The 12265-nt window shown below is 69.8% G+C and carries 8 protein-coding genes and 1 pseudogene; 4 read left to right on the top strand and 5 right to left on the bottom strand.

Annotated elements, in window-relative coordinates:
• The first annotated feature begins 107 nt into the window (after positions 1-107).
• Both OHA11_RS07180 and OHA11_RS07185 read left to right on the top strand, forming a co-directional pair.
• Positions 108-3029, top strand: coding sequence for a glycoside hydrolase family 48 protein (locus OHA11_RS07180; RefSeq protein WP_266493129.1), 2922 nt, complete (start codon positions 108-110; stop codon positions 3027-3029).
• Between the two features lie 93 nt (positions 3030-3122).
• Positions 3123-5435 carry a sialidase family protein gene (locus OHA11_RS07185; RefSeq protein ID WP_323186534.1) on the top strand — a complete coding sequence of 771 codons (2313 nt, stop codon included), beginning with the start codon at positions 3123-3125 and terminating at the stop codon, positions 5433-5435.
• 77 nt (positions 5436-5512) lie between these two features.
• On the opposite strand, the gene OHA11_RS07190 is transcribed toward OHA11_RS07185, so the two are convergent.
• From OHA11_RS07190 to OHA11_RS07210, 5 genes and pseudogenes are all read right to left on the bottom strand, one after another.
• The gene (locus OHA11_RS07190; protein WP_266493131.1) at positions 5513-7384 is read right to left on the bottom strand and encodes a rhamnogalacturonan lyase; all 1872 of its coding nucleotides are present in this window, start codon (positions 7382-7384) and stop codon (positions 5513-5515) included.
• 90 nt (positions 7385-7474) lie between these two features.
• Positions 7475-8502 (bottom strand): annotated as a pseudogene (locus tag OHA11_RS07195) (helix-turn-helix transcriptional regulator).
• A gap of 225 nt (positions 8503-8727) precedes the next feature.
• Entirely contained in the window at positions 8728-8871 is a 144-nt protein-coding gene (locus tag OHA11_RS48305; RefSeq protein WP_323186535.1) for a hypothetical protein, read from the bottom strand.
• Positions 8868-9608: a class I SAM-dependent methyltransferase gene (locus OHA11_RS07205; RefSeq protein WP_266507020.1), complete on the bottom strand. Its 741-nt coding sequence runs from the start codon at positions 9606-9608 to the stop codon at positions 8868-8870. The genes OHA11_RS48305 and OHA11_RS07205 overlap by 4 nt, the downstream gene beginning before the upstream one ends.
• Positions 9609-9616: 8 nt before the next feature.
• Complete coding sequence (locus OHA11_RS07210) at positions 9617-9922, bottom strand: 4a-hydroxytetrahydrobiopterin dehydratase (protein WP_266493132.1); 306 nt, start codon at positions 9920-9922, stop codon at positions 9617-9619.
• Between the two features lie 156 nt (positions 9923-10078).
• On the opposite strand from OHA11_RS07210, the gene OHA11_RS07215 reads away from it, so the two are divergent.
• Positions 10079-11056 (top strand): helix-turn-helix domain-containing protein, encoded by a 978-nt coding sequence (locus OHA11_RS07215; RefSeq protein WP_266493134.1) that lies wholly within the window; start codon positions 10079-10081, stop codon positions 11054-11056.
• A 286-nt stretch (positions 11057-11342) separates the two neighbouring features.
• Positions 11343-12206, top strand: a complete 864-nt coding sequence (locus OHA11_RS07220) for a helix-turn-helix transcriptional regulator (RefSeq protein WP_266493136.1) — start codon at positions 11343-11345, stop codon at positions 12204-12206.
• The last annotated feature ends 59 nt before the right edge of the window (positions 12207-12265 follow it).

Raw genomic sequence — 12265 nt, forward strand, 5'->3', positions numbered from 1 at the left:
AGCACCTTGACCCCTTCGACCCTCATCCCCACTATGGGAGCGCTCCCACTGGTTCAAGGCTTATTGCCCTCCCCCCATCTCCGAGCCGTATGGAGAGGAACCAGAACATGGCACCCAGACCCAGCCGCCGCCTCGCGCGGCGGATGTGGACCGCCGTGGTGGCGGCCCTCGCCCTCCCGATCACGACGCTGGTCACCGGCACCGGGGCAACTCCCGCCCAGGCGGCGGCCGTCCAGTGCGGGGTCGACTACAAGACGAACGACTGGGGCTCCGGTTTCACCGCCGAGCTCACCCTCACCAACCGCGGCACGGAGGCGATCAGCGGCTGGATCCTGACGTACGACTACTCGGGCAACCAGCAGCTCAGCAGCGGCTGGAGCGGTACCTGGTCACAGTCCGGCCGGACGGTCACCGCGAGGAACGCCTCCTGGAACGGGACGATCGCGGTCGGGGCCGCAGTGACGACCGGCGCCCAGTTCACGTACAGCGGCACCAACGCCACCCCCACCTCTTTCGCGATCAACGGCACGGCCTGCACCGGCGCCCACCAGCCGCCGATCACCGTGCTGACCAGCCCCGCCGCCGGCGCGGTCTACTCCCAGGGCGCCGCCGTCCCGCTCGCCGCGACCGCCGCCGCCGCGGACAACGCGACGATCAGCAAGGTCGAGTTCTACGACAACACGACTCTGCTGGGCACCGACACCAGCTCGCCGTACTCGCTCTCGGCCTCCGGCTTGACCGTCGGCAGTCATTCGCTGCTCGCGAAGGCGTACGACAGCCTGGGCGCGGCGGCGGAGTCCACGCCGGTCGGCATCACGGTCGCCGCGGGTCCCGCCGTGGTGGTCTCGCCGACCCAACTCGGCGTCCAGCAGGGCAAGTCGGGCACGTACGACGTGAAGCTCTCGACCCAGCCGTCGACGAACGTGACCGTGACGACCGCTCGCGCGAGCGGCAACACGGGCCTGTCCGTCACCGGCGGGGCGTCGCTCACCTTCACGCCGTCGAACTGGAACACCGCCCAGAAAGTGACCGTCACCGCAACCGCCTCGGGCACCGGTTCGGCGACCTTCGAGTCGTCGGCCACCGGGCACGCGAAGGCCGCGGTCACCGTCACCCAGCTTGCCGCGTCGAAGGAGTACGACGCCCGCTTCCTGGAGCTCTACGGGAAGATCACCAACCCGGCAAACGGCTACTTCTCCCCCGAGGGCATCCCGTACCACTCGGTGGAGACTCTGATCGTCGAGGCGCCCGACCACGGCCATGAGACGACGTCGGAGGCGTACAGCTATCTGCTGTGGCTGCAGGCCATGTACGGCAAGGTGACGGGCGACTGGTCCAGGTTCAACGGAGCCTGGGAGATCATGGAGAAGTTCATGATCCCCACGCACGCCGACCAGCCGACGAACTCCTTCTACACCGCCTCGAAGCCGGCGACGTACGCGCCCGAGCACGACACCCCGAACGAGTACCCGGCGCAGCTCGACACCGGCGTCCCGGTCGGCTCCGACCCGATCGCCGCCGAGCTGAAGAGCGCGTACGGCACGGACGACATCTACGGCATGCACTGGCTGCAGGACGTCGACAACGTCTACGGGTACGGCAATTCGCCGGGCAAGTGCGAGGCGGGGCCGACGGACACGGGTCCCTCGTACATCAACACCTTCCAGCGCGGATCGCAGGAGTCGGTGTGGGAGACCGTGCCACAGCCGACGTGCGACGCCTTCAAGTACGGCGGTACGAACGGGTACTTGGACCTGTTCACCAAGGATGCCTCGTACGCCAGGCAGTGGAAGTTCACCAACGCCCCCGACGCCGACGCACGTGCCGTGCAGGCCGCGTACTGGGCCGACATCTGGGCCAAGCAGCAGGGCAACGGCTCCGCCGTCACGGCGACCGTCGGCAAGGCGGCGAAGATGGGCGACTATCTCCGCTACTCCATGTACGACAAGTACTTCAAGAAAATCGGCAACTGTGTGGGACCGTCGACCTGCCCGGCCGGCACGGGCAAGGACGCCTCGCACTACCTCCTGAACTGGTACTACGCGTGGGGCGGCGCCACCGACGCCTCGGCGGGCTGGGCCTGGCGCATCGGCTCCAGCCACACCCACGGCGGCTACCAGAACCCGCTCGCCGCGTACGCGCTCAGCTCGTACGCCGACCTGAAGCCCAAGTCGGCGACAGGGCAGGCGGATTGGGCGAAGTCCCTCGACCGGCAGCTGGAGTTCTACCGCTGGCTGCAGTCCAGTGAGGGAGCCATCGCGGGCGGCGCGACCAACAGCTGGCAGGGGCGCTACGCGACGCCGCCTTCCGGGACGCCGACCTTCTACGGCATGTTCTACGACGAGAAGCCCGTCTACCACGACCCGCCGTCCAACCAGTGGTTCGGCTTCCAGGCGTGGTCGATGGAACGGGTCGCCGAGTACTACCAGCAGACGGGTGACGCGCACGCCAAGCTCGTCCTCGACAAGTGGGTCGACTGGGCACTGTCCAGGACCACGGTCAACCCCGACGGCTCCTTCCGCATCCCGAACACCCTCCAGTGGTCGGGCAAGCCCGATACCTGGAACGCGTCAAGTCCCGGCGCAAACACGGGACTTCACGTCACCGTCGCCGACTACACGGACGACGTCGGCGTGGCGGCCGCGTACGCCAAGACCCTGACGTACTACGCCGACCGCTCCGGTGACACGCAGGCCAGGGCCACGGCCAAGGCGCTGCTCGACGGCATGTGGACGAACAACCAGGACGCGCTGGGCATCGCGGTCCCGGAGACCCGCGCCGACTACAACCGCTTCGACGACGGCGTGTACGTCCCGAGCGGCTGGACCGGCAGGATGCCGAACGGCGACACGATCAACTCGTCGTCGACCTTCGACTCGATCCGCTCGTTCTACGAGGACGATCCGGCCTGGTCCAAGATCGAGGCGTATCTGGCGGGCGGGGCCGCGCCCTCGTTCACGTATCACCGGTTCTGGGCCCAGGCGGACATCGCCCTCGCCATGGGCTCGTACGCGGAGCTTCTCGAATAGGTGGCTCCAAGTGCTTTGGGCGGTCCCCGTCCTCACCGGGGGCCGCCCGGCCTTTCGCGCTCCCATCCCCCCACGTGCAAGGAGAGGGTCACCGTGCGAAGAACCCCCGTCCTCACCGCCGTGCTCGGGCTTGCGGCCGGGCTGCTCGCGGGTACGCCGCCCGCGCTGGCCGCGCAGCCCGTCGAGCGAGCCGCGCCGTCGCCGGCCGTCGCCGCCGACGCGTACACCTGGAAGAACGCGCGCATCGACGGTGGCGGGTTCGTTCCCGGCATCGTCTTCAACCGGTCCGAGAGGAACCTCGCGTACGCGCGGACCGACATCGGTGGCGCCTACCGCTGGCAGGAGTCGTCGAAGAGCTGGACCCCGCTGCTCGACTCGGTGGGCTGGGACCGCTGGGGGCACACCGGCGTGGTGAGCCTCGCCTCCGACGCGGTGGCGCCCAGCAGGGTGTACGCGGCCGTCGGCACGTACACGAACAGCTGGGACCCCGGCAACGGGGCCGTGCTCAGGTCCGCCGACCGGGGCGCGACCTGGCAGAAGGCCGACCTGCCGTTCAAGCTGGGCGGCAACATGCCCGGGCGCGGCATGGGCGAGCGGCTCGCCGTCGACCCGCACAGGAACAGCGTGCTGTATCTGGGCGCCCCGAGCGGCAAGGGGTTGTGGCGGTCCACGGACTCGGGCGTCTCTTGGTCGCAGGTGACGAACTTCCCCAACGTCGGCAACTACGTGCAGGATCCGACCGACACGAGCGGGTACGCCTCCGACAACCAGGGCATCGCCTGGGTCACCTTCGACGAGTCCACCGGCACGGGCACGAACGCCACGCGAACCATCTATGTCGGTGTGGCCGACAAGAACAACGCCGTCTACCGCTCCACCGACGCGGGCGCGACCTGGTCCCGTCTCGCCGGGCAGCCCACCGGATACCTGGCCCACAGGGGCGTCCTCGACGCGGCGAACGGCTACCTCTACCTCGCGTACAGCGACAAGGGCGGCCCGTACGACGGCGGCAAGGGCCGGCTGTGGCGGTACGCGACGGCGACCGGCACCTGGACGGACATCAGCCCGGTCGCGGAGGCCGACACCTACTACGGCTTCAGCGGGCTGACGGTCGACCGGCAGAAGCCGGGCACGGTCATGGCGACCGCGTACAGCTCCTGGTGGCCGGACACCCAGATCTTCCGCTCCACGAACAGCGGCGGCACCTGGACGAAGGCCTGGGACTACACCTCGTACCCCAACCGCTCGAACCGCTACACGATGGACGTCTCGTCCGCGCCGTGGCTGTCCTGGGGCCTATATCCGTCACCGCCCGAGCAGGCCCCCAAACTCGGCTGGATGACCGAGGCGTTGGAGATCGACCCGTTCAACTCGGCCCGGATGATGTACGGGACGGGCGCGACGATCTACGGCACCGAGAACCTGGGCCAGTGGGACAGCGGCGGCCAGTTCACCATCAAGCCGATGGTGCAGGGCCTGGAGGAGACGGCCGTGAACGACCTGGCCGCTCCCCCGTCCGGCGGCGCCCAACTCCTCAGCGCGCTGGGCGACATCGGCGGCTTCCGGCACACGGACCTCACCAAAGTGCCCTCGATGATGTTCACTTCGCCGAACTTCAGCACGACGACGAGCCTCGACTTCGCGGAGGCCAACCCGGGCACGGTGGTGCGGGTCGGCAACCTCGACTCGGGCCCGCACGTGGCGTTCTCGACGGACAACGGCGCCAACTGGTTCGCGGGCACCGACCCTTCGGGTGTGAGCGGCGGCGGCACGGTCGCGGCGGCTGCCGACAGCAGCCGTTTCGTGTGGAGCCCGGCGGGCGCGGGGGTGCACTACGCGACCGGCTTCGGCACGTCGTGGTCGGCGTCGAGCGGGATTCCGGCCGGGGCGATCGTGGAGTCGGACCGGGTCGACCCGAGGACCTTCTACGGCTTCAAGTCGGGGAAGTTCTACGTCAGTTCGGACGGCGGCGCCTCCTTCACGGCCTCGTCCGCGACCGGGCTGCCGAGCGGCGACAGCGTGCGGTTCAAGGCGCTGCCCGGCACGAAGGGTGACATCTGGCTGGCTGGCGGCGCGAGCGACGGCGCGTACGGGCTGTGGCACTCGACGGACGGCGGCGCGACCTTCGGCAAGCTGTCGGGCGTCGAGCAGGCCGACACCATCGGCTTCGGCAGGGCGGCGCCCGGCGCCTCCTACCAGACGCTCTACACGAGCGCGAGGATCGGCGGCGTACGCGGCATCTTCCGCTCCACGGACAAGGCCGCGACCTGGACACGCATCAACGACGACGCACACCAGTGGGGCTGGACGGGCGCGGCCATCACCGGGGACCCGCGGATCTACGGCCGGGTGTACATCTCGACGAACGGCCGCGGAGCCATCTACGGCGACGTGGCAGCGCAATGAGCGAAGGTACAGGGTGAGTGGAAGGTTGGGGACGCGTGCAGTGTCCGGCACGCGTCCCCAACCCTCCAAAAGCTTTGCTAAGGGGTGTAGACCGTCGGCCTGGGGGCTGTCGGCATGCCGTTGCCGATGAAGAAGCTCGGGTGTGGGGGCTGGTTGTACGCGGTATTTTGCCACGCTATGCCTGTGCGGTACATCGTGTCGTGGAGGAGGGTCGTGATCTTTGTGGTGGTCTCGTTCGGGGTGGAGTAAATGCGCAGGGCCGTGTTGTCGGTGGTCGCCCAGACGACCTCCTCTCGCCAGTCGCCGAAGAGGTCACCCGACAGGGCCGGGGTCGCCTTGGTGCTGTTGTTGGAGTGGACCGAGGCGCCGGTCAGCAGGCGGGTCTCGCCGGACGTGCCGTACTTGTCGATGCGGGTGCCGTCGAGGAGTTCGCGCGTGGTGTCCCCGTCCCACCAGGACAGGAAGTTGACGGAGGACGGCTCTCGGCCCTTCGTGGCGCCGGACTTGTCACGGATGCTGGTGTCGGAGGCGGACCACATCTCGGCGCCGCCGTTGCCGGCGTAGATGTCCCCGGCCACTCCCCTGCCGTTGTCGCAGCAGGCGGCGAGCTGCCAGCGGATCGCGCCGTTGGCGGGGTTGATGTACAACTCGGCGGGCTGGGAAGTGGATTCGGAGACCTTGAAGTACTCCAGGCCGGCCGTTCCCGGGTCGAGGTCGCCCAGGTGCTGGGCGTCGCCGTGGCCGGTCCTCGTGGTCCACAGGCCGTTGCCGTTGTCGTCGACGGCCATCGCCCCGTAGACGATCTCGTCCTTGCCGTCGTTGTCGACGTCCCCGACGGAGAGGCTGTGCGAACCCTGGCCGTCGAAGCCCTTGCCGGTGTTCGTCGAGGAGTTGGTGTCGAAGGTCCAGCGCCGCGTGAACGCCCCGTTCCGCCAGTCCCAGGCCGCGATCACCGAACGCGTGTAGTAGCCGCGCGCCATGATGAGCGAGGGCCGGGCGCCGTCCAGATAGGCGGTACCGGCGAGGAAGCGGTCCACGCGGTTGCCGTACGAGTCGCCCCACGAAGAGACCGTGCCACGTGCCGGGACATAGTCGACGCTCGACATCGCTCTGCCCGTCTGCCCGTTGAACATGGTCAGATACTCGGGCCCGGTGAGTACGTACCCGCTGGAGTTGCGGTGATCGGCGGACGAACTGCCGATCACCACACCCGTCCCGTCGACCGTGGCATCGGAGGTCTTCATGGCGACCTCGGCCTTGCCGTCGCCGTCGTAGTCGTACACCTGGAACTGGGTGTAGTGCGCGCCCGAGCGGATGTTCCGCCCCAGGTCGATGCGCCACAGCCGGGTACCGTCGAGCTTGACGCCGTCGACGATCGTGTTGCCGGTGTAGCCGGACTGGGAGTTGTCCTTGGCGTTCGTCGGCTGCCACTTCAGGACGAAGTCGAGCGCGCCGTCGCCGTCGAGATCGCCGACCGAGGCGTCGTTGGCCTCGTAGGTGTACGCGACCCCGTCCGGGGTGGTGCCGCCGGCGGGCGGGGTGATGGGCACGTCCTTGTACGCGGTACGGAACTGGATCGCGTGGACCGAGTCGCCCTGCTCGACGCCGCCCACGACCGCGCGGACCGTGTAGTCGGCCTGGGCGGGCGCGCCGGCGTGGAAGTAGTTCGTCGAGCCGGTGATCGGGGCCGAGTTGACCTTCGTACCGGCCCGGTACACGTTGAACGACACGTCGTTCGGGTCGGTGCCGAGCCAGCGCCAGCTCACGAGGTTGCCCGCGTCCGTGTGGACGCTGACGACGCCCCGGTCGAGCCTCTCGACCTGGCGGGCGGTCGCGGCCTCGGCCGGACTCGCGGTGAGTGCGGTGAGCCCTGCGGCGGCGAGGGCACCGGTGACGACGGCGGTGAGGAGGAGCCTGGTTCTGCTGCGTCTGCGTTGCGGGTGCTGCACGGTACGTACCTCCCTGGGAGGGGCAGACGGGTTCTGCTACCTCAGTTGCCGCTGGAGGCACGGGAGTTGCCGCGATTCGGCAAGCGCTCTCTATGCGTCGTACGTGCGGGATGCGTCGTACGTGCGGGATGCGTCGTACGTACGGGATACGTCGTCCGTGCGCGACGCGTCGTACATGCGGGACAGCGCGGCGACCGTCTCGGCGATGCGGTCGCGCAGCTCGGTGCCGGTTCCAGCACCTCGACGCCCGCGCCGAGCCCCAGGAAGTCGGCGTGAGCACGCTCCACGGACTCGATGGGGACGGTGGCCAGAGTCCAACCAGCCCTGTCCGGACGCCCGTTGGCCCGTACGGCGTCGCCCGCCGGGCCGGTGAGACGGACACCCGGGGCGAGCCGGACCACCGCCTCGTCCCGGTACAGCCGGTCGTGGAAGTCCCGCTGGTACGCCGTCCAGTACGCGGCGAGGTCGAAGTCGTCGGGGCGGGTGAACTCCTCGTCGGAGGCGGCCAGTTCGAGGATCTGGTCGACACGGAACGTACGCGGTCCGGGGCCCGCCACGACGTACCAGCGGCCCGCCTTGAGAACGAGGCCGTACGGTTCGAGGCGGCGCTCCACGTCGGTGGGCTCGCGCCAGCGGCGGTACAGGACGTTCAGCACACGGCTGTTCCAGACCGCGTCGGCGACGGCGGGGAGGTAGGGGGCGGCCCCGTTGTCGGCGTCCGCGTACCAGCCGGGTGCGTCGAGGTGGAAGCGGCCGCTGATGCGGTCGGCGTGCTCGCGGAGCTCGCGCGGGAGGGCGGCGCGCACCTTGAGCTGGGCGGCGGCGAGGACTGGGCCGAGTCCGAGTTCGGCGGCGGGGCCGGGCGCGCCCGCGAGGAACAGGGCTTCGGCCTCGCCCGCGGTGAGGCCGGTGAGGCGGGTGCGGTAGCCGTCGAGGAGCCGGTAGCCGCCCGCGTGTCCCGCGTCGCCGTACAGCGGGATGCCGGCGGCGCTCAGCGCCTCGACGTCCCGGTAGACCGTGCGCACCGAGACCTCCAGCTCCTCGGCGAGGTCGGCGGCGGTCATCCGGCCCCGGGTCTGGAGGAGCAGGAGGATCGAGACGAGACGGGCTGATTTCACCTCCCCAGAATGTCAGGCTTCACTGACAGGAGGTGTCAGTGAAGCGGCCCTAGCGTCCTCTCATGACCTCCGAGACATCCGAGACATCCGAGACGGCCAAGACGGCCATGACCTCCGGCTACGCAACCAAGAGACCGGGCTGTGGTCGCTGAACTGTTCCAGCAGTCGCAGCGGCCGGCTGTTCCCGCCCGTAGTCGGCCAATTCCGGGACGGGCGGGGCGAGTTCTACGGGGACGACACCCACGACGGCAAGGACGTGCGCGTGCGGTTCGTGTGGTCGGGGATCTCGGCGACCACGGCACGCTGGGAACAGGCGTTCTCCGTGAACGACGAGAAGACGTTGGTGACCAACTGGGTTACGGAGTTCACACCTCGGCCGGACCCGGCTTCCGGAACGCGCGCAGCTTGAACTCCGGGTCCGGGCGCGGCACTTGCTGGTCCGGGAGCTGTTCCAGGCGCAGTGCGAGTTTCTCGGTGAGGGGTGCGCCCGGGGGCAACAGCGTGTACCAGCCGCGCCGGACGTCGGCGGCGGCCCGTTCCGGAGCGCGGCCCTGGCCGTAGCCGCGGAAGCGGGCCCGTCCCACCGGGACGAGGGCATGCCGGTCGGCGAAGGAGCCCACGAGGTCGTCGCGGTCACGGGCCGCACGGCGCGGGCGGGGTGCCATCACGGCGTCGATGTCGCTGCGGACGTCGTGCGAGGCGGCCTTGTCGACGGTCGTGACGAAGACGCCGCCCGGCCGCAGCACGCGGGCCGCCTCGGCGACGGCACGCTCCGCGTCGTCCATCAGGTGCAGCAGCCAGACGGCCGTGACAGCACCGAACGAGGCATCGGGGAAGGGGAGTTGGCGGATGTCCGCGCGGACGACGCGGCCGGGTACCCGTTCGGCGGCCCGCCGCAGCATGCCTTCTGCCGCGTCGGCGCCCGTCACGTCGAGACCGGCCGCCGCGAGCCGACGGGTCACGATGCCGGTGCCGCAGGCGGCGTCGAGGAGGTTGCCCGCGCCTTCGGGGATCAGTCCGAGTACGGCGCTCGCGGCCGCGGCGGCACGGGGTTCGCCGCCCCGGGACACGTCGTACCGCTCGGCTTCCTTGTCGTAGTCGAACACCAACGTGCTCAACGTGCACCGTGCCCGGCCGCGAGACCCTCGACCCGGCGTGCCAGGTCGAAGTCCAGCTCGGTGACGGCGCCGCCCACGCTGTGCGTGTTCACGGTGAGGGAGACGGTGTGGTAGCTGAGGGTGAGGTCGGCGTGGTGGTCCAGCTCGTCCTGTACCTGGGCGATGTGCACGACCAGCGCGGCTGCCGCGAAGTGCGAGCCGAGCCGGTAGGAGCGGGCGATCCGGTCTCCGTCGAGGGACCAGCCGGGCAGCTCCGCGAGCCGGTCCTCGATCTCCTTCTGCGACAGCGGTTCGAGGGGCATGATCGCGCTCCTTCCATGGTGTCCGGATCTCTTCAGCCTGCCACAGACCGGCCGTCTCGGCCCTGGTCAGGCGGGTCCCGCGCGGCCGATGGGGTGGGCATTCGGCCGCTCGGACGCTCATCGACCCGCGGACCGCGCGGCGACTAATGTCGGGACATGACCGCCGCCGCACCCACTCCTACGTCCGCCCTCGCGGCCGCTGCCCCATCCACCGTTGCCTCCGGCTCGGCCTCCGGCAGCGCCTCCGGCGTCGGCAAGGGAGTCGGGCCGCTGCTGCGCGGCTGGCGGGAGCAGCGCCGGGTCAGTCAGCTGGAGCTGGCGCTGCGGGCGGGGTCGTCGGCGCGGCACATCAGCTTCGTCGAGACAGGCCGCTCCCGGCCGAGCGAGGAGATGGTGCTGCGGCTGGCCGAGCACCTGGACGTACCCGTACGGGACCGCAACGCCCTTCTGCTGGCGGCCGGTTACGCGCCCCACTACCCCGAGACCCCGCTCGACGATCCGGCGCTGGACGCGCTGCGCGAGGGCATGGAGCGGCTGATCCGGGGCTACGAGCCCTATCCGGCGTTCGTGGTGGACGCCACGTACAACGTGGTCGCCGCCAACCAGGGCATCGCGATGCTGCTCGGCACCGTCCCCGAGCACCTCCTCTCCCCTTCGCCGAACGCGATGCGGCTGACCCTGCACCCGGAGGGTCTGGCCCCGAGGATCCGCAATCTGCGGGAGTGGCGGGGCCATCTGCTGGCCCAGATGGAGCGGGACATCGCCCTGCGCCGCTCCGAGCCGCTGCGCGCGCTGTACGAGGAGGTGGCGGCGTATCCGTATCCCTCGGAGGGCGCACCCGGGAGCGACGAGGAACCCGGAGAGCCCGGCGAGCCGGGAGAGCTGGGAGAGCCCGGCGAGCCAGGGATTCCCGGGGAGACCGGGGCGTCCGGAGAACCCGGGAAGGCCGGGGCGCCGGTCCCCTACTTCGCCCTCCCCATGCGGATCGAGCACGACGGGCGGGTGCTGTCCTTCATCTCGTCCATCTCGACGTTCAACACGCCCATGGATGTGACCGTCGCCGAGCTGGCCATCGAGACGCTACTTCCGGCCGACCCTGCGACGGTCAAGTACCTTCAGTCGCTGATGTTCTGAGAGTCCGTCAGCTTGAGCGGGCGACGTGCACGGCCCGTACTGGAGGACGGGTGACTCACGGCGAGTGGCCGGCCAGGCGACACCCGCCGCGTACACCGTCAATATCAGGCCGGACCCGGTTTCCGGACCGGAGTGCGCCGGCCCGGAAACCGGTGCACCCACTTTGGCGTGCGCCCCTGGTGGCGGTCGATTACCGCCGAGGTAATGGCGACGCACCGGATCAGGTGAGGGTTCAGCGGGAACATGGCACACTTCTGGCGGTGCTCGGCGCGTGGGGAGGCGTGGCGTGAGTGAAAGGCGTCCTGCGCCGACCGTGGGGCAGGTGGTGCTGGGGAGACGGCTCCAGGAGTTGCGCGAGGCGTCCGGTCTGAAACGGGACGACGCCGCGCGGATCCTGCGGGTCGCGAGCGCGACCATCCGGCGGATGGAGATGGCCGAGGTCGCGCTGAAGATCCCGTACGTCCAGGTGCTCCTGTCGACGTACGGCGTGCCCGACGACGAGATATCGGCGTTCGTACGGCTGACCGAGGAGGCGAACCAGCCAGGCTGGTGGCAGCGCTTCCACGATGTTCTGCCGGACTGGTTCAGCCTGTATGTGAGCCTGGAGGGCGCGGCCTCGCTCATCCGGTCGTACGAGCCGCACTTCGTGCCCGGGCTGCTGCAGACCGAGGACTACGCACGTGCGGTCATGGAGGCGGGCACGGTCGGGCAGACCGGCACCGAGGAGATCGAGCGCCATGTGTCCCTGCGGATGGCCCGGCAGAAGCTGCTGACCGGGAATCGCCCGCCGCATCTCTGGGTGATCATGGAGGAAACGGTCCTGCAGCGGCCCGTCAGCATCCGCTCCCAGGTGATGGCGGACCAGCTGGACCGGTTGCTGGAGGTGGCCGAGAACGACCACATCACGCTGCAGATCGCCGAGTTCGCATCCGGTCCGCATCCGGGGACGTACGCGCCCTTCGTCCTGTTCCGCTTCGCGGAGCCGGAGCTTCCGGACATGGTGTACACCGAGTATCTGACCGGGGCGCTCTACCTCGACTCGCGGAACGAGGTGGCCGCGCATCTGGAGGTGCTGGACCATATGACGACCGGGGCGGCCACCGCGCAGCGGACCAAGGAGTTGATCCGGGCGCGGCGGGCGGACTTCTAGGCCGCGGGGTTCGGCGTTGTCTGTCGGCTGACGGGCGGCGTGGACTGGTCGTGCGGTTG

It is taken from the genome of Streptomyces sp. NBC_00878 (assembly GCF_026341515.1).
Classification (GTDB): domain Bacteria; phylum Actinomycetota; class Actinomycetes; order Streptomycetales; family Streptomycetaceae; genus Streptomyces.

What these genes read in the sequence shown, in the direction of transcription:
- OHA11_RS07215 (WP_266493134.1), top strand. Translation starts at nt 10,079, where the DNA reads ATGACCGCCGCCGCACCCACTCCTACGTCCGCCCTCGCGGCCGCTGCC.
- OHA11_RS07210 (WP_266493132.1), bottom strand. Translation starts at nt 9,922, where the DNA reads ATGCCCCTCGAACCGCTGTCGCAGAAGGAGATCGAGGACCGGCTCGCG.
- OHA11_RS07180 (WP_266493129.1), top strand. Translation starts at nt 108, where the DNA reads ATGGCACCCAGACCCAGCCGCCGCCTCGCGCGGCGGATGTGGACCGCC.